Genomic DNA, 19,198 nt, shown 5'->3' on the forward strand with positions numbered 1-19,198 from the left:
GTTGCTATTCCTAGATCTTGCCCGTGTCATTGATGGTCACCAGATTGCCCAGTGCGTCGAGTACCATATAAAACCGGTCCGGCGCTTCCCGCCGGTCGTCGTATCGCACAATCCAGAACCGCCTGTCATTCACTTCCCGCACTTCCACCGCGTCGGCTTTCACGTCGGACCAGCTTTCCTCGAGCTTTCTGCTGGCCACCAACTGCATCTTCAGAAAGTCGGCCCGGTCTGTGACCTGCAGATCTGATAACGGCTCGGTCACGACATGGTTAGGGTGGGCAAGAATAGTATTGGCCCAAAGCAGGGTAACAACAAGCGAACAGATCAATACAAGCGTCTTCACTGCCTGGTTTCCTTAGAGTGTTGATATTGTAGGCGTTTATGTCAGGTCCGAGCGCACCGACCGGCAGCTGTTGGTCCAGAACAGGACCAGCTACGGCAACCCGGGCGGTCAGGAGAATCGTGCAGAATGAGTGGTGCAGAACAAACCCGACATCGTCATCGGGCAGAGAGCCTACCAGAGGGAAAACAGGGACTGGATTAACATTGAATCATGTCCCGAAGCATGAGGGGATGGTCTGAGGCCCAGGCCATTGATATCCCGGGCCCCTTTTTGTAATAACTTGTCCGCTTACTCCACCTTTACCAGATCGTCCGGCTTCCAGGTCTGGTCGTAGAAGGCCTTTTCAGCGGTGCCGACCGCCCGCCCAGGCCGTTTTTTGCTGGCGGTCTCAGTGACAGCAGAGGTTGCGGTTGTCCCTGCTACCCAGTCCAGGATCATCTTGGGCGCCATTTTCACGGTTAACTGAATGTGACAGGCCCACTACTAATTAAGAAACTGCAGATTCAGACCGAGGAAAACCTGCCACTCCGGCTGCCCGGGCCCCTTGTCGGCAATCGAAAACTGCGGCTCGACAAACATGTTGACCACAGTCTTGCCCCGCTTGATCACCTGCCCGATACCAACACCCACCGGCACGCTGTAACCGTCGTTCTCCAGGTTGTAGACCCAGATGGGTGCGGCCCGCAGATAGGTGCCGCCACCAAGCTGGTAGAAAGCGAATGGCTGGAAGGCGGCAAAGTTGGCATCCTCCCGGTCATCCTCGCCGGCAAAGCTGTCCTGCCAGGAGAGCAGGTAACCGTACTGGAACTGGGGGTCGGCCCCGTTGAACAGGACATTCACCAGCCCGCCGGACCATTTCTCGCTGCCCAGCTCATCCTTGCCGGCCGTCGGGGCGGTGATCTGGGGACCAACACCAAAGCTGACCGCCGGATTGCCGGTATCGAACAGATACGCGGAGAACAGGTTAAGGTCACCAAAACTGGTTTCCTTGTCGCCGTCCGGCGCGGTGGGGAAGGTGTTGATGGGCAGTGATGCCCGCAGAATCCAGTTGGTGTCGCCGGCGGAAAACGGCCTGGCATAACGGAACCAGAACTGGTTGGCGGATTCATCGGATTCGGTCACGTCGCCGATGTAGTAATCCTGCATGTTGAAAGCGGTCATGTTGGCCAGCGGGTTGTTGGCCTGTGCCGCTGCGCCTGGCGCTTCCTGGGCAGTCACGTTAAACGGGACAAGCAGAGCAACAACGCCGGCGCCAGCCCAAGCCCATACTGATCGCATTGTCGTTGGATTCATAAGACATGTCCTTACCAATAGGGTGGGCGTGAGAACCAGCGAGGCCAGCCCCGCTGGTTCCCAGTCTTCCTACATGGAGGTTTCCTTCGGCGTCACGATGGGCCACCAGGGGTCGAACTTGACCAGCAGCGAGCGGAACTCATCGAAAGTGCCGGTATCGCCTTCCAGGGTGGCATCGCCAGAGTCGACCTTATCCTTTATCGATGCCTGACCGGCCAACACGTCATTCAGGTTGGCTCGCGTCATTGAGATGGACACATCCGCATCATCGAAAGGCTCCTCGTAATAGTTCAGGACCCCGTTCTCCAGCGCGACACCGTAGTCCTCTTCGGTATCGGTCAGCTCGAAGTTCATCATCATCTGCTTGCCAGCGGCCTTGTTGCCGTCAATCTGAATGGCCAGGTAGTCAAAGAACATTTCCAGGGGCATTGAGGCCACAATATCCGGGGAGGCCGTACTTGGCATGGGCATCACTTTGACACCGTCACGGAGTTCCTTGGCGCCAGACAGGTAGAAGTTACGCCAGGGGCCATTTTCGGCCTGATACCCCAGTTGCTCCAGGGCATCCGCCAGCAGGTCCTTCGCGCGCTGGTTGTCCGGCTCGGCCATCACCACTTTGTCCATGACCTGGGCCACCCAGCGGTAGTTGCCCTCGTCGTAGTCGCCCATGGCTTTCTCGATAACGGCTTCAGCGCCGCCCATGTACTCCACGAACTTTTCACCGGCTTCCACGGGCGGAAGGGGATGTAATCGGGAGGGGTTGCCATCAAACCAGCCCACGTAGAAGTTCCAGGTTGCCTTCACGTTGTGGTTCAGGCTGCCGTAATACCCACGGTTAGGCCAGAATGTCGCCAGCTCGTCGGGCAGTTCAATCGTTTCAGCAGCCTCCACCATGTTGTACCCCTGGTTGAGCATCCGGAGGGTCTGGTCATTGATGTACTTGTACAGGTCCCGTTGCTTCTTGAGGTGATTGACCACGTTCTCGTTGCCCCAGGTGGGCCAGTGGTGCGGTGCGTAGAGTACTTCCACATCGTCGCCCCATTCCTGGATGGTCTGGTGGAGATAGTTGGACCAGGCCCGGGCATTACGCACCTTGGCACCGCGCAGGGTATAGAGATTGTGCATGGTGTGGGTGGCGTTCTCGGCGGCGGTCAAAGCTTTCAGTTCGGGGATGTAGAAATGCATCTCCGCAGGGGCTTCGCTACCCGGGGCCATCAGGAATTCAAACTCAAGACCATCAATGGTCATGGTCTGGCCGGACTCGGTAATATCATCCGTGGGTTCAATCAGTGTGGCCGTACCCGTGGAGGTGGAGAGGCCAAGCCCCGTACCCAGGCTGCCCTGCGGCCCTTTCTCCAGCAGGTTGCCGTACATGTATCCAGCCCGGCGGCTCATGTGGTTGCCAGCGAAGACGTTCTCGCTAACGGCCTCCTCCACAAAGCCCTCTGGCGCCACAATCTTCACCTTGCCGGCTTTCACGTCCTCCTCATCCACCACACCACGGACACCACCAAAGTGGTCCACGTGGCTATGGGTATAGATCACCGCGGTTACCGTCTTTTCGCCCTGGTGTTCCTGGTACAGGTCGAAGGCCGCCTTCGCCGTTTCCGCCGAAATACAGGGGTCGATAATGATCACGCCCGAGTCACCTTCAACAAAGGTGATCACCGACAGGTCGGCACCACGCACCTGGTGGATCTCCGGCGTCACTTCGTACAGGCCCGGCTGGCTAAGAAGCTGAAGCTGCCGCCAGAGGCTGGGGTTCACCGTATCCGGCGCCTCCTGGTCGTTGGCAAAACCGAACTGGCCAGCGTCCCAGATCACATCACCCTTGTCATTCTTGATCTGCCCATTATTGGGCAGGGGGGCTATGAAGCCCTTGGAAGAGGTCTCGAAATCGGTTCTGTCATCAAAGGGCAGTTGGTCGAGTACGGCCTGATTGTTCTGGGCTGTGGTCTCACTTGCCGGATTGCCCGCAGCCTGGGCGAGGCCGCCCGACGCCAGAACGGCGCTCAGACTGATGGCCAGGGAATTACGTCGAAAGTTCATGGTAATCATCGTCGATATCTCCATTACTATTTACGCACGTCCCGGGCAACTTCCGTACTGCCACGCCCAATGGACAGCCAGTTTACGTTTTGAGTGTTGCGAATAGTCTTACGTATAGGATTGCGGTGCGGTTTTCTTCCCTCCTTACGAACCACCTGGCCTTACGAACTACCTGGGCCCACGCAGACGATTTCATGAAGGTCAACAGCCGGGAAGTCATACATTCGCGAGTACCACGGTCACTCCCGAAGATGACGCGCTGGCGACGTTGGCCAAAGCGATTTAAACCATTCTCTCGATGATTCGGTGCAGGACTCTGGCAGGCAGGATCAGGAGCTGTGTTGGCGTTCAGAACCGCGACTCCCTGCGTGAACCACTACACATTATTAATGTTCAGGTAAGTATAGTAACCATTCCTGTTTACGCCATAGGAAACGGTTTTTCTTAGTGAAAACAGGGGGTTCCTGACTATTGGTCCCGCAACTGTTGCTCGTAGGCTGCGGCCCGGTTGGCCTGCCCCTGCTTGCGAAGGAAACTGACCAGTGCAGAGAGGATTTCCCGGTTGCCCGGATAGCGGCCGGTGGCTGACTCCAGTTCGGCAATAGCGTCCTCGGTGCGCCCTTGCGAGTCCAGTGCAACCGCGTAGACGTACACGTAGCGTGCCGGCGCGGTATCGCTGCCCGCGGCACTGCCAAGGTGCTTGATGGCCGGATCAAGCTGCTGCTGGCGCACCAGCAACAGGCCAAGGGAGTGTTCGATTGAGGCCGGGTCATTCACTTTCCCGAGTGCCGATTCCAGCACCTGCCGGCCTTCAGCATCCCTGCCCCGCGCCCGCAGAAGATCGGCCAGGTTTACATAGGCCGCTGTGTAGTATGGCACCCGTTTGATGGCGGTGCGATAAACACCTTCCGCCTTCGCGAACTGACCTTGCTGACCGTACAGCCCCGCCAGATTCACCAGCGATTCCGGTCGATCCGCATTGTTGCGCTGTGACTGGATGTACTCCTCCATGGCGTCGGCATGCCGGCGGCTCACCTCCGGCTGCTCCGACGGCAAGGTGTCGGCCGACAGGTTGCTGGCGGTGAGGCTGCGGGGTATGCGGTGCTCGTCGTAAAGTCCGGGAATGCCAAAGATGGCCCGGTACTGTTCGGGAATGCCAGTCAGCCCCTGGGCAACCCCCAGCGCCACCAGCGGCTCTCTGGTCTGGCTCGCCTGCTGGAGGACCGGTACGGTCCGCTGCGACAGGTAGCGGGGCAGCAGGCTGGCCGCTGTGGCACGGGCAATGGCTGGCTGTGACGTGTCCTGGATCAGCCGGGCCAGCTTCTGTTCCGCCTGTGGGCCGCCGTAGCGACCGGCGTGGAGGGCATCCGCAAAGTGATCGTTTGACGGTTCCCCGTGACGTTGTCGCAGCGAGTCCGCCGCCCATTGATCGTCCTTGTCCTGATGGCAGTCGATGCAGACGTTGGGTACCCCCAGGGAAACCGAGAGATCGGGCCTTGGAATGCGGAAACTGTGGGCCTGGCGTTCATCCACGCCCATGAAAGTGGCGTCCGGCATATGGCAGGCGACGCACTCGGCCCCGGCACTATCCTCCGGATGGCCATGGTGTTCCCCGGTGTCGAACCTTGAGGCCTGGTGACACTGGCCACAAAGCGCATTGCCTTCCGCCTTGCGCGCCAGGCTGTGGGGGTTGTGACAGTCGGAGCAGGTGACGCCGGCGTGGTACATGGCGCTCTGCAGGAAGGAGCCGTAGACATATACCTCGTTCGCCACCTGGCCGTCCACATGGTAGAGCCCTTCCTCAAGCAGCGAAGGCAGGAAGTGGTTGAACAGACCGTCTTCCGGTCGGGCGCCATGGAACTGGGTGGCACGGCGGGAGTGGCACTGGGCGCAGACTTCCAGCTCCGGCTGCATTTCCGGTCCGGCACTCTCGGGGGGCGGACTACCGGTTTCCGGGTCAATGGCCCAAACCTTGGACTCTGCCCGGGACAGGGACAGTTCAAAGCCGTTGAACGGCTGGCCCCAGTCTTCCGCTTCCATCGCGTCCACATGCTGCTGACCCGGACCGTGGCAGGCCTCGCAACCTACATCGATCGCGTTCCAGGTGGTGGCGTAGGTGTCCGTTTCCAGGTCATAGTTCTTCTGCAGGTTGGTGGAGTGGCAATCCGCGCACATGAAGTTCCAGTTCTGGTTGAGCCCGGTCCAGTGCAGCTCGTCACCGGCGCGGACCGGTTCATCCGGATAGAGGTGGTACCAGCGTTGGCCGCCGGCCGACTTCGGGCGTGTGTCCCAGACAACGCCCAGTGCCTGCAGTCGTCCGCCCGGCATTTCAATGAGGTATTGCTGTAGTGGCTCGACACCGAAGGTGTAGGCAATGGGGTAATCCGCCAGCTCGCCATCCGGGCCATCGGTGCGAACGTAGTAGGTATCGCCGTCGCGGTAGAAGGTGGAGGTGGTGCCAAAGTAGTCGAAGGTGGTGTCGCCGAAATCCCCCAGTACCGTGCCCGGGATGGCCGGCTGCATGGCCAGGTCGTGGTGGGAATTCCGCCAGAGGTCATGCTCATTCTCATGGCACCCGGCACAGGTTGATGAGCGCACATAGCCCCGGTCATCCGCTGCCATACCGGGTGAGGCCGCCTTCGGGCTCGCCGGAGCCCCGTGAGCCAGTCCCGTCAGTAGCAGGCAGGCCAGTATTATCAAGAGTCGGTACACATCACGCCCTGTTACGCCTGACACCCGGGCCGCTGCAATGGCGACCGCCCCTGTGTCCCAAAGTTACCGCAGGCCAGACGGAAACCGGGAAAGACCCGCCATGGTCCATGGGCTGGCGTCTCCCGGTACGTCACCGTGCGAATGACTGTGTCCTTCCGTGCCGGAATCCAGGCCAGGCAGGCTACTGGTTGCCAGTCCAGACCGTCTCCCAGTCGTTAGCCATGTCCACCAGTACCCAGCCCCGGTCACCCGCCTGGTCCAGGCCATCCGCCAGCTTGCCGAAGTGTGAATCCCGGTCGTAGGCGAATTCCCGTTCACCGTCGGTATGGTGTAACAGCATGCCAAGCCTGGGACCCGCCCCGGCTGTGGTCCATTCCAGCATCTGGAAGTCGCCGTCGGAATTACCGACTGCCATGACCGGACGCTTACCGATACCTCGCATGATGCCAACCGGCTTGCCGGCCTTGTCATCGATAAAAAAGATACCACCGGTTTTCATGAGCATCGGCGTACCGCCTTCGCTGATCTGGTACTCCGTGTTCCCCAGGGTAGCCACCACCTGCTCGGGCGGTACGTTGTAGGCATCCTCAGCGAAAGCGCGAACGAAGTCCACGCCACCACCGGTGACAATGTACACCTTGAAGTTCTGATCCCTCAGGTAGGTGAGCAGCTCCACCATGGGCTGGAAGATCATGTCACCATAAGTGAGCCCGGAAGTCGGGTGTTCGGTACTGGCCAGCCAGGCCCTGGCATCGGCCTGGAATTCTTCCACGGACATGCCGGCGTGGCTGACATTGATGATTTCGCTCAGGCCCTCCATGCCGCCGGCCATCATGCCCTTCATATCCCCTTCATTGGCGGCCTTGAGGACGTCCGATTCGAGGATGGACGGATCCTCGGCGGCCTTTTCCCTCAGGCGGTCCAGGGCGTAGGCGGCCTGGAAATACATCGGTTGTTCACTGATCAGCGTGCCGTCGTTGTCGAACACGGCGATGCGGTCTTCTGCTGGCACGAAGGTGTCAGCGTCCTTGTCCGTGACCGATTCCACGAAGTCAATGATGGCTGCCTTGCTGCCGGTATTGTTCCAGGAGGGCAACGGGTCGGCCAGGCAGGGTCCCAACGCCAGTGCACCGATCAGTGCGGCGATTGCTCGTTTCATGGTTCTGCTCCCATGCGTGTCCCTTGAAGTCCCACTCAGAACAGGCCGGGCCACTATCGCGGCCCGGCCCGGTCATCACTGCTGGACGTCGTTCAGCTCGATGCCCTTTTCCTTGAGCACACCCTGAACCTGTTGCAGGGCACGGAAGCGCTTGATGGTCATGGGACCACCATAGGCATCCGACTGCAGCGGACGCGGCGGGTGCTCCATATAACTCTGGGCAACCTGTTCCAGCTCCTGGCTGAAGAACGGCAACGCCCAGGTGTTCTCGCGACCCGAGGTCATGAAGATGTCGTAGCGTTCCTGCGGGTCTTCCCAGAGGTTGTAGAGCTGCGGTACCACATCGGCATACTGGGAAGGACCACGCCAGCCCAGCTCGGCTGCCGGCGCTTCAGACCCGGCAAGCGCACCGTTGTCGCCCTTCTGGTTGAATACCGCCTTCCACTGGTCAATCCGGATGGCACCCGGCATCAGTTCCGTCTCGGTGAAGTAGAGCCAGGTGTTACGGCCCCAGTCTTCGTCGTCCACATCCGCGAACAGGATCGGCGCCATGTCATGACTGTCGAAGATCATGGGCTCGCCGGCCCGGTCTTCAGAGGGCAGTTCGACACCACCGAGGTGCGCGAACGTGGCCATCAGGTCAAGGCCACCAACAATCTCGCTGGACTTGCTGTTGGGCTCGATCTTTCCGGTCCACTTGAAGAAGGCCGGTACCCGCCAGCCACCTTCACGGTCGGTACCCTTGGAACCACGGAATGGGGTCATGCCACTATCCGGGTGCACATCCTGCCATGCACCATTGTCGACGGTATAAACCACCAGGGTGTTCTCCTCGATACCCAGTTCCTTGATCTTGTTCAGGATCTTGCCGGTCTGGGCGTCCATCTCGACCACCTTGTCGCCATACTTGGACTTCACGTCCGAAGCACCCACATATTCATCGGCTGGTATGTTCGGCTGGTGATTGGCGGACCAGTTGATGGACATGAAGAAGGGCTGATCCAGCTTGGCCAGGCGCTCCATTTCCACCACGGCCATTTCCGCGGTATTGGTGTCGAGATTGGCCAGGTCCTCCTCGGTCATGTCGGCCATGGACAGGACTTCCGTGGCCTCACCACCGGCCTCGCCTTCAAGAATGCCAATGGTGTTGTCCTGGAAGAACTTGCGCTGATCATCCGTGATCTGGGGGTTCCAGCCATCAAGGGCGTAGGTCATGGCATTGAGGTGATAGAGCAGCACGTTCTCCATCTTGTCGTAACCATGGGCAATGGGCATGGCGTAGTCATCCTCGCCCAGGTGCCACTTGCCGGCGAAGTAGGTGTTGTAATCCGCCTGCTTGAGTACCGAGGCCAGAGTCCACTCCGCCTCCGGTAACCCGCCGCCCTGGCCCTGGAAGGCCACGGTGGTCATACCGGAGCGGTTCGGGTTGCGGCCGGTCTGCATGGCGGCACGACCCGGGGTACAGGAGGCCTGGGCATAGAAATCGGTGAACATCATGCCTTCGTTGGCCAACTGATCCAGGTTGGGAGTATCCATACCCCGGGCCTTGCCGCCGAGATAGGCGCCTAGATCCCAGTAGCCGGTGTCATCGGAGATGATCATGACAATATTGGGTTTGGAGCCGTAGGTGGGGTAGTCCTGGTGGTCCGTCGAATCCTGGGCGTTACCAATCGTTGGCAACACGGAAGCAAAGGCCAGCATGGCCATCATACGTAATGACATTGCCAAATCCCTCTAAGCTATTAATGATACGTCTGCCCCATGAGTCGCAACAGCATCACAAACAGCAGTCTGTTCAAAGCGATCAGACAATTGCGTACGATTTAGCCAATGGTAGACAAACTTAGTCTAGCAACGATCCCGGATAACACTTGTGAATTTTGAGTGTCGCCCAAAGGCCTGAAGTTAAAGCAGTCCCTCGATAGGCATCAGCGAGAACAACCACAGCATGCCTCGATCGAAAGCATTGGTACCCGGTTCATTGGTCAGCACATCACCCGCGCCATCCCGCCAGATCAGGTCACCATCGTCGTCCAGTTCCACCCGGTAGGCGTGAAGCGTGAGATCCGGCCCGAATACGCTGGCCAGTTGCCGTGCCAGTTCCGGGCTCTGCAGGATCAGGCCCATTTCCGTGTTGAGCTTCGCCGACCGGGGGTCGAAGTTGAAGGAGCCAACGAACACCCGGTCGCCGTCCATGGCAAAGGTCTTGGCGTGGAGGCTGGAGGAACTGTTCAGGCTGAAACCGGAACTGCCCCTGCCGCCGTTACCGGCCCCCACGGCCCTCATCTCGTAGAGTTCCACCCCCGCGTTCAACAGTTCCTTGCGATGGCGGGCGTAGCCGCTGTGGACTACCAGCACATCGGTGGCCTCGGCGGAGTTGGTGAGGATGCGTACCTCGACGCCCTTTTCCTCCAGCCGCTCGAACACCGCCACGCCTTCGTCGGTGGGCACGAAATAGGGGGAGACCAGTTCCAGGGATTGGCCGGGCGGGCCCATATCCCGGGCCAGGTCGCTCATCATCAGACGACTGTCATCCACCTGGTCCAGCACCTTCGCGGGGTCATCGCTCACCAGACGGGCCGTTGCCCAATCCAGTTCCAGCTCGCCATCCAGCAACAGCCCCACAAAGGGACGGTCGGTGACCGCCTGAAAGTAGCGTTGCGCTTCCGGTGATCGGGCGGTCTCCTGAATCTGCCCCCGCAAAGCGCGGCGCTGGGATGCCCCCACGGGCTCCACCAGTGCTTCCAGGGGATAGGCGGACTCGCTGGCCCAATAGCGATCGAACTGCTGCGTCACCTCTGGCACGGTGGTGCCTATGGCCAGTACGTCCAGATCCACGAACAGTGCACCTGGCGTGGCCCCGAAATACTCATCACCAATATTACGCCCTCCCAGCACCGTCAGGGCGTTATCAGCGGTCATGGACTTGTTGTGCATGCGCCGGTTGACCCGGCTGAAGTCGGTGAGGAAATTGAGCCATTTGGCGCTTCGCACCGTGAAGGGATTGAACAAGCGGACATGGATATCCGGGTGGCTGTCCATGGCCGCCAGCAGGGGGTCAAGGCCACCGATGCCGTTATCGTCCAGCAGCAGGCGCACGCGGACGCCCCGGTCTGCGGCTTCCAGCAGTTCTCCCAGCAACAGCAGGCCGGTAGTGTCTTCCTGCCAGATGTAGTACTGCACATCCAGCGTGCGCTCGGCGGCGCGGATCAGCAGCACCCGGCTGGCGAAGGCATCAAGCGGTTCGTAGAGGGGATAGACGCCGGTGTCGCAAGGGTTCCGGGACGCCAGCGTCGCCACGGACCGGCCGATCAGGGTCTCCCGGACCTCGCTTTCCGGTAACCCCGTCAGGTCGCTGCCATGGTCCACCACCGGCAGGCTGCAACCAGCCAGCAGCAGGATCAGGAGCAGCGCCAGGGGTACGCCTTGGTACCGGTTACCTGTCACGGGTTCACCTCCCTGTTCCCGGATTGTCATGATGGGCCATGGAGGAAAGACTTGCAGAACCCGTGACAATTGGCAATCGCTTCCGGTTCAGGCACCCCCGTCCAGCAGGCCGGCGGCGCGGCATTGCTCGCGGATATGGTCCAGGGCCTGCGGGTTGGCCAGGGCGTCGCGGTTGTCCTCTTTGGCCGAACCGTTGATCAGCCGGGCCACCGCCAACTCCACCTTCTTGCCGCTGCGGGTGTAGGGGATGTCGTCCACGGCAATGATGTGCTTCGGCACATGGCGCGGGCTGGCACCTTCACGGATGCGGCGGCGCAGCTGTTGCACCAGGTCGTCGGAGAGAGTCTGGCCCTCCGCCGGCACCACCAGCAATACGACTTCCACATCACCGTCGATCTGCCGGCCCACCACCAGACTGTCCGCCACTTCGGCGATAGTTTCCACCTGTCGGTAGATTTCCGCGGTGCCGATACGCACACCACCCGGGTTGAGGGTGGCGTCGGAGCGACCATAGATAATGGCACCACCGTGCTCGGTGAACTCGATAAAGTCGCCGTGGGCCCAGACGCCGGGGAAGGTGGCGAAGTAAGCATCGCGGTAACGCTCACCATCCGGGTCGTTCCAGAAACGTACCGGCATGGACGGCAGTGGCTGGCGGCAGACCAGTTCACCACGACCCTCGCTGACTGGCTTGCCGTCGTCGCCATAGGCCACCGCATCCACACCCAGGAAACGGCACTGGATCTCGCCCCGGCGTACCGGCAGCAGGGGCGTTGCCCCCACGAAGCAGCCGCAGATGTCGGTACCACCGGCGATGGAACCCAGCAGCACCTCCGGTGAGCCATCGTTATAGACCCAGTCATAGTCTTCCGGCAGCAACGGCGAGCCGGTGGAGAACACCACCCGCAGGTGGCTCTGGTCCAGGTCCCTGGCAGGTTTCAGCTCAGCCTTACGACAGCCGGCGATAAAGCGGGCGCTGGTGCCGAAGTGGGTGACCCTCTCCCGGGCCACGGTTTCCCACAGCATGTTCAGATCGGGGTAGCCCGGGGAGCCGTCCACGGTGACCACGGCGGCACCGGTTATCAGCGCGGACACCTGCCAGTTCCACATCATCCAGCCGCAGGTGGTGAAGTACAGGAAGCGGTCGTCCGACCCCACATCGCCGTGGAGCATCAGTTCCTTGGCATGGTTCACCACCAGCCCGGCGCTGCCATGCACGATGCACTTGGGCTTACCGGTGGTGCCGGAGGAATACAGGATGTAGACCGGGTGATCCGGCGGCAGCGGCGTGAAGGAGGGCGCCTGCCCTTTACCAGCCGCCAGGGCATCTTCCCAGGTGGTGACCCTGTCGCCGAGGATGGGCCCATCATCGGGTAGCTGCCCGATGCTCACCACGCACTTCAGTGATGGCAGTTGCGCCACCAGGTCCCGGAAGGCTTCCTGGCGCGGGAATACCTTGCCGCCGTAGCCATAGCCGTTCACGGCCACCAGCGCCGTGGGCTCGATCTGGCCGAAGCGGTCGTTGATGGCGCCCACCCCGAAGTCCGGGGAGGCGGAACTCCAGATGGCCCCCATGCTGGTGGTGGCCAGCATGGCGACAATGGCCTCATAGCCGTTGGTGACAATGCCGGCCACCCGATCCCCCTGAGCCACACCCTGGCTGCGCAGGAAGGCCTCGAAGGCCCCTACGTCTGCCTTCAACTGGCCGTAACTGCGCCGCAGCACCGGGCGGGTCTCGCAATAGGCCACCACCGCCTCACGATCGGCATGGTCGCCCTCCGCCAGCCGCAGCAGGTTGGCGGCAAAGTTGAGCTTCATTCCGGGGAACCACTCCGCCCCTGGCATCTCACGGCTGCCCAGTACCCGTTCGGCCGGAGTGTCGCAGACCAGGCCGCAATAGTCCCAGACCTTCTGCCAGAAGGTCTCCAGCTCGTCGACGGACCATTGGTGCAGGGCATGATAGTCGGCAAACGGCCCCAGGCCCTGCTCTTCCAGCCAGGTCCTGAAGCGCTCCATGCGGGAAGTTTCCAGGGTTTCCTCAGATGGTGTCCAGACCACCATGGACTCGTGCTTGTCACTCATTCAGGACTCCTTTACTGCATGTGCCAGCCATGGCTGACCACGATGGACTGACCGGTCAGCGCGGCAGAGGGGAAAGCGGCCAGATGGACGGCCAGTTCGGCAACATCCTCGACGGTGGTGAACTCACCATCCACGGTGTTCTTCAGCATGACGTTGCGGATTACTTCCTCTTCGGAAATCCCCAGTTCCTTCGCCTGCTCCGGAATCTGCTTTTCCACCAGCGGAGTGCGTACGAAGCCCGGGCAGATGATGTTACTGCGCACACCATGCTCGGCCCCTTCCTTCGCCACCGCCCGGCACAGGCCCAGCAGGCCGTGCTTGGCCGCCACATAGGGGGATTTCAGGGGTGAGGCCTCCACCGAGTGGACGGAGCCCATATACAACATGGTACCGCCCTTGCCGGCGTACATCTGGTTCAGCGCGGCACGAGTCACCAGGAAGGCACCATTGAGGTGGACATCCACCACCTTGCGCCAGTCACCGTAGGCCAGTTTGTGGACCGGGTCGATGTGTTGCACCCCGGCGTTGGCCAGGGCAATGTCCACACCACCCCACTGGTCGGCCAGTTGGCGGAAGCCGTCGTCCACGGCCTGTTCGTCAGTGACATCCATGGCCAACGCCATGGCCTGGCCGCCGGCTGCTCGAATTGCCTCGGCAGCCTCATTGGCGCTGTCATGGTTCAGGTCGGCAATGGCCACCCGGGCGCCTTCACGGGCGTACTGCTCAGCGATGGCCCGGCCGATGCCACGTGCGGCGCCCGTAATCAGGGCGGTTCTCTGTTTCAGCCTCATGACGGATACTCCTTGTTGATCCGGTTCATTGTTGTTCATTGGCCACCATACACCTCATTGGGCAACCAGGTTGCCAGGGGCTCGAAGGCAAACACCAGCCCCAGGCCCAGCAACTGCAGCAGGATGAAGGGCAGCACCCCCAGGTAGATGTCCCTTGTGGTGATGCCGGGCGGACAGACCCCCTTAATATAGAACAGTGAGAAACCCACCGGGGGAGTCAGGAACGACGTCTGCAGGCAGATCGCGAACAGTACCGCAAACCAGACCGGCTCCACGCCCAGGGAAAACAGCACCGGCGCCACCAGCGGCAGGATAATCAGCGTGATCTCCACCCAGTCCAGGAAGAACCCCAGCAGGAAGGTAATCAACAACACCGTGATCAGGACACCGGTGGTACCGAAGGGCAGGCCGGTGATGGCATCGCGGATGACATCATCACCACCGAGACCCCGTAAGACCGCCGCGAATACCGTGGCGCCGATAAAGATGCCGAAGATAAATGCCGTGGTACGACTGGTCTGGTACAGGGCTTCCCGCAGTACGTCCATGTCCAGTCGACGGCTGACAAAGGCCATCAGCATGGCGCCGGCGGCACCCACCGCCGACGCTTCCGTGGTGGTGGCGATACCGAAGAAGATCGACCCCAGCACTGCCAGTATCAGCGCCATGGGGGGCACCACCGACAGGAACACATCCACCAGCGCCCGCAAATCCAGCTTCTGGTGATGCTTTGGCGCCGGTGCCAGGTCCCGCTTCAGCCAGGCGGCAATGCCGATATACAGGATGTACATCACCCCCAGCATGAGGCCGGGGATCAGCGCGCCCATGAACAGCTTGCCCACCGACGCATCGGAGGTTCCCAGCCGGTCAGACATCAGTACCAGCATAATGCTCGGTGGCACCAGGATACCCAGAGTACCCACGGAACAGGCGGTGCCCACCGCCAGGGACTTGTTGTAGTGAGCCTGCATCATCGGTCCCAGGGACAACATACCCAGCAACACCACCGAGGCCCCGACAATGCCGGTGGAGGCCGCCAGCAGGATGCCGACGATAACCACGGTGATGGCGTAGCCACCCCGCAACGGCCCCAGCACCCGCACCAGGCTGTGCATCAGTTTTTCGGCGATGCCGGAACGGTCCAGCATGATGCCCATGAAGATGAACAGCGGCAGGGCCACCATCAGTTCATTGGCCACGATGCCATAGATACGGGCATCCAGCACACCGATGGTGCCGGACCAGGTAAACCAAAGGTCTGCGTCGAAGTGTTCGACCATCACGTGGCCAACGACTGCGAACACAAGGCCAATGCCGGCCAGTGACCAGGCCACCGGAAAGCCCAGCAGCAACAGCGCCATGAAACTGGCGAACATGGCGATAACGAGCAGTGTTTCCAGTCCCATCAGTGGTCCTCCTCCTGGTCATGGGGAGCGGCCAGGGCCCGGGGGAAACCCGCCAGCAAGGTGGTGCACCGGGTCAGCCGGGAGAAAAGGGCCAGGGTCACCAGCGCCAGGCCCAGGGGCAGGAAACCCTTGAAGATAAACCGGTACGGCAGGCCACTGGGGGCCTGTGAACGCTCGTCCAGCACAAAGGCCTTCCAGGCGTAGGGCACCAGGGCTTCCATCATCAGGTAGAGGATCGGCAGCGCCAGCAGGGCAATGCCCAGGGCCTCAATAAGCGCGCGGGTCCGCAGGGAGAATTTCTCTCGCAGCACATCCACCCGCACGTGGTCATCCTTCACCACCGCGTAGGCCAGGGTCATCATCATGGCGATGCCGAACAGGTGCCAGGATAGCTCCTCCAGGGCAATGGAGCCCCGGGACAGCACGAACCGGCTGAATACGTTGACCAGCACCACCACCAGCATCACCAGCCACAGCCAGGACAGACCCCTGCCGATGGCGCTGATCAGCCGATCCAGGCCCTGGGAAAGCCGGTTGTGGGGAAGGCCGTTATGGTGGGCAGCGGGGCTGGCCGGAGCACTGAAAGTCGCAGGTTCCGTCACATCAACCTCGGATATGTTCTGGATTCAGGGGAAAACGGGCGGGCACGGAATGCGCCCGCCCGCGACTGGCTACGGGATCAGTCGTACTGGTAGAAGTCCCGGGGCAGGTAGCCCTTGCTGTGCCAGATGGAGTGGTGTTCCATGAACTCACGCTGGCTGGTGAGCACCCGCCTGAACATCTCGTCCTCGGCGGCGATATCATCCAGCACCTTGTTGGTGGCCTCCTGGAGTTCCCGCAGTACCGGTTCCGGCAGGGTCTGGGCAGTCACGCCTTCGTCCTGGTAGTCCCGCAGGGCGGTGGGCTGGGCGTATTCGCTCTCGGCGAAGCCCTTGAGGGTGGCGGACTCGCAGCCCATTTCCACCAGGGCGCGGGTCTGGGGTTCAAGATCATCCCAGACATCCTTGTTGACCAGCAGGTGGGAGGTGGTCAGGGTCTGGTGCCAGCCCGGCATGATGTAGTTCTTGATGATCTGGTCCAGCCCAAGCATCTTGTCGATGGCCGGTTGCGAGAACTCGGTGGCATCGATGGTCTGCCGCTCCAGGGCCTGGTAGATCTCACCGCCGGGCACCATGGTCACCGAGGCGCCGAGTTCTTCGAGAACCTTGCCGCCGATGCCGGCAAAGCGGATGCGCAGGCCGTCATAATCGTCCAGTGACTCGATGGGCTCGGCAAACCAGCCGGCGCCTTCCGGGCCGATGATGCTGCACAGCATGGGGTGGATATTGCGCTCGGCGTAGATTTCCTCCAGCAATTCGCGGCCTTCGCCCTCGTAGTACCAGGCCAGGTAAGCCGGGGGCTCCATATTGAACGGCGCGCCGGAGTATAGCGGCAGTGCGGGGATGGTGCCCTGGTCATAGCCAACCCAGGTATAGCCGGCCGGGTACTTGCCCTCGCTGACGGCATCCATGATCTCGAAGGGGGGCACCAGCTCGCCCGGCTCATAGTAGCGGAACTGGATATCGCCGCCGGAGATATCCTTGAGGTTCTCGGACAGGTGCTTGACTGGTGTGGTCAGCCCCACCAGGTGGGAAGGGAATGCCAGCGGCACCTGCCAGCGGACCTTTTCCGCGGCGGCGGGGGTGGCGGACAGGGCCAGGGCGCTGGCAGCGGCCACGCCCAGGCCAAGACGGGATACGGAGGTCTTGATCGACATATCGGGTTCCTTGTTGTTTTTGTCGCACTCACGACAGGACTGTCTGTTGCAGCCAGAACAACCGGAACCGGGCACTATCGCCGTGGACGGGAAAGCCAGTGTTGTTAGTGGTTGTTCTGGCCGTCACGCCCTGGTGAGCAGAAACCGTGCCGATCAGGATTTTGTCTTAAAAATCAGATGAATAGAATGCCGGCGCACAGCCGGGAATTGATAGGTGTCCTGAAAATCGGACAATCCCCATGTATATCAGCGAAAACCTGTCCTTAATTACGGACAGGTGTCCTTGATTCAGGACATTCTGGCAAGTTTCTGGTAGAGCACAGAGCGGGAAATCCCCAGCAGGCGGGCCGCCCGGCTGCGGTTGCCCCGGCTGGCCGCCAGGGCTGATTCAATGGCTTCCCGCTCCGCCGATGCCACCACCTCCGCCAGGGTATGGGTAACACCAGCAACCGGGTGGCCGGCGCGCGGGACAGTGTCGGTGACCGGCACCGACAACGTCTCCAGGGCGGGCAGCACCTGTGCCAGTATGTCCCGGTCCAGGGCTTCGGCATTCTCGTTCAGGGTCAGCGCCCGCTCCAGCACATTGCGCAGTTCGCGGATGTTGCCCGGCCAGTGGTGCCGGGCCAGCAGGGCCAGGGCCTCGTCGGTGATCTCCGCCCCCAGGCCCGGCCCATCCGAAAGGTCCGCCAACAGACTTTCACAGAGAATGCCCAGGTCCGCCAGCCGCTCCCGCAGGGAAGGCACCTGAATGTCCATGACATTCAGGCGGTAGTACAGGTCCGACCGGAAGCTGCCCTCCACCATCATCTGCCGCAGGTCACGGCTGGTGGCGGCAATCACCCGCACATCCACCGCCTGCACCTGGTTGGAGCCCAGGGGCTCCACCTCCCCCTCCTGCAGCGCACGGAGCAACTTGGCCTGCAGCGGCAGCGGCATGTCGCCCACCTCGTCCAGGAACAGGGTGCCGCCGTTGGCGAGCTGGAAGCGCCCGTCACGGTATTTGGCGGCGCCGGTGTAGGCACCGGGGGCAACGCCAAAGAACTCTGCCTCCAGCAGGTTTTCCGGTATGGCCGCCACGTTGACCGCCACAAACGGACGCTCCGCCCGCCCGGAGGCGGCATGGATGGCCTGGGCCAGCACCTCCTTACCAGTACCGGTCTCCCCCTGGAGCAGTACCGGCATGTCCCGCCCCGCCGCCAGCCGCGCCTTGCGCTTGACCTCCAGCGCCGCCGGGCTGGCGCCGATAAAGTCCGATAAACTGTAACGGGTGCCCCTTGCCTGTTTGGCCAGGGCCTTGCGGGCCGCCTGAAGGTCCCTGTGCAGGCGGCGGTATCGGGCCACGAGGGGCGTGAGGGGCTGCAGATCGTCATAGAGGATGCAGGCGATGGCGCCCACTACGGCACCGTCTCCATCAAAGTAGGGCAGTCGGGTGACCACCAGTTGCTGGTCCTGATGCTCCATGATATCCAGCAACAGTGGGTCACCGCTGGCCACCACCTCCGGCATACGGCTTTGGGGGATAACCCGCTGCACCGGCTGACCGATCACATCCTGCTCGCGGACACCCAGCAACCGACAGTAGCTGTCATTGATCCAGGTAATGCGCGCGTCGCAGTCCACGGCAATGGCCCCGGCACTGGCCTTTTCGAACATGGCGATCAGTGCCTCAATCATGTCCCGGGTCAGGCCGCGGATTCCGGTCGGCTGGAAGGGGGATGGCATGCGGTACCTCATCTGGCGCTACGGTGGATCAGCCCAGCTTCAGGAACGGGGCCAGTGAAACGCCGAGTATAAACACCAGCGCCGCCAGGGCGGCAATAACCGTGACCGGTTTGCGCAGGAACTGGTGCCAGACGCCATCGCCGCGGCCCTGGCGCAAGGCCTCTTCCCAGGCTTCCCGTTGCCGGCGCTGACGCCCGGCCTGGTAGTCCTTCAGCAGGGCCTTCGCCCGTTCCACCTCGGTCCCGTCATGGGCCCAGAAACCGCCCATGCTGATACCCCAGAAGGAGGGAGGCGTCTCGTAGTAGTTCACCCCATGCTCCTCGAACAGGGCGCGGATCTCATCCGCCTCGTCGTCGGGCACATGGCGCAGATTCATCAAATGGTGGGGCATCGGTTACACTCTCGTGGCCGTCTGGCTTTTGTACGTCATTGCTACAA

At 61.4% G+C, this 19,198-nt stretch carries 14 protein-coding genes; all 14 read right to left on the reverse strand.

Annotated features, from left to right (window positions below; all coding sequences use genetic code 11):
* Positions 1–10 precede the first annotated feature (10 nt).
* Positions 11–343, reverse strand: a complete 333-nt coding sequence (locus ACJO3T_RS16110) for a DUF6488 family protein (RefSeq protein WP_406962704.1) — start codon at positions 341–343, stop codon at positions 11–13.
* A 483-nt stretch (positions 344–826) separates the two neighbouring features.
* Positions 827–1,561 (reverse strand): hypothetical protein, encoded by a 735-nt coding sequence (locus ACJO3T_RS16115; RefSeq protein WP_406979126.1) that lies wholly within the window; start codon positions 1,559–1,561, stop codon positions 827–829.
* 144 nt (positions 1,562–1,705) lie between these two features.
* Positions 1,706–3,685: an alkyl/aryl-sulfatase gene (locus ACJO3T_RS16120; RefSeq protein WP_406979127.1), complete on the reverse strand. Its 1,980-nt coding sequence runs from the start codon at positions 3,683–3,685 to the stop codon at positions 1,706–1,708.
* 468 nt (positions 3,686–4,153) lie between these two features.
* A complete protein-coding gene (locus ACJO3T_RS16125) occupies positions 4,154–6,307 on the reverse strand; it encodes a tetratricopeptide repeat protein (RefSeq protein WP_406979128.1) in 2,154 nt (717 codons plus the stop codon).
* Between the two features lie 271 nt (positions 6,308–6,578).
* On the reverse strand, positions 6,579–7,556 hold the full coding sequence (locus ACJO3T_RS16130; RefSeq protein ID WP_406979130.1) for an HAD family hydrolase: 978 nt from the start codon (positions 7,554–7,556) through the stop codon (positions 6,579–6,581).
* Between the two features lie 75 nt (positions 7,557–7,631).
* Positions 7,632–9,278 (reverse strand): arylsulfatase, encoded by a 1,647-nt coding sequence (locus ACJO3T_RS16135; RefSeq protein WP_406962694.1) that lies wholly within the window; start codon positions 9,276–9,278, stop codon positions 7,632–7,634.
* 183 nt (positions 9,279–9,461) lie between these two features.
* Positions 9,462–11,003 carry a phospholipase D family protein gene (locus tag ACJO3T_RS16140; RefSeq protein WP_406979131.1) on the reverse strand — a complete coding sequence of 514 codons (1,542 nt, stop codon included), beginning with the start codon at positions 11,001–11,003 and terminating at the stop codon, positions 9,462–9,464.
* 87 nt (positions 11,004–11,090) lie between these two features.
* Complete coding sequence (locus ACJO3T_RS16145; RefSeq protein WP_406979132.1) at positions 11,091–13,085, reverse strand: acetoacetate--CoA ligase; 1,995 nt, start codon at positions 13,083–13,085, stop codon at positions 11,091–11,093.
* Between the two features lie 11 nt (positions 13,086–13,096).
* A complete protein-coding gene (locus ACJO3T_RS16150) occupies positions 13,097–13,876 on the reverse strand; it encodes a 3-hydroxybutyrate dehydrogenase (protein WP_406962688.1) in 780 nt (259 codons plus the stop codon).
* A 35-nt stretch (positions 13,877–13,911) separates the two neighbouring features.
* A complete protein-coding gene (locus ACJO3T_RS16155; RefSeq protein WP_406979133.1) occupies positions 13,912–15,282 on the reverse strand; it encodes a TRAP transporter large permease in 1,371 nt (456 codons plus the stop codon).
* Positions 15,282–15,884 (reverse strand): TRAP transporter small permease subunit, encoded by a 603-nt coding sequence (locus ACJO3T_RS16160; protein ID WP_406979134.1) that lies wholly within the window; start codon positions 15,882–15,884, stop codon positions 15,282–15,284. Before ACJO3T_RS16160 ends, ACJO3T_RS16155 begins: the two co-directional genes overlap by 1 nt.
* 77 nt (positions 15,885–15,961) lie before the next feature.
* Positions 15,962–17,038, reverse strand: a complete 1,077-nt coding sequence (locus ACJO3T_RS16165) for a TRAP transporter substrate-binding protein (protein WP_406962682.1) — start codon at positions 17,036–17,038, stop codon at positions 15,962–15,964.
* A 288-nt stretch (positions 17,039–17,326) separates the two neighbouring features.
* Positions 17,327–18,760 carry a sigma-54 interaction domain-containing protein gene (locus ACJO3T_RS16170; protein ID WP_406962680.1) on the reverse strand — a complete coding sequence of 478 codons (1,434 nt, stop codon included), beginning with the start codon at positions 18,758–18,760 and terminating at the stop codon, positions 17,327–17,329.
* 28 nt (positions 18,761–18,788) lie between these two features.
* Entirely contained in the window at positions 18,789–19,151 is a 363-nt protein-coding gene (locus tag ACJO3T_RS16175; RefSeq protein WP_406979135.1) for a DUF6164 family protein, read from the reverse strand.
* Positions 19,152–19,198 lie beyond the last annotated feature (47 nt).

Source organism: Marinobacter shunpengi (assembly GCF_045449715.1).
Taxonomy (GTDB): Bacteria; Pseudomonadota; Gammaproteobacteria; order Pseudomonadales; family Oleiphilaceae; genus Marinobacter.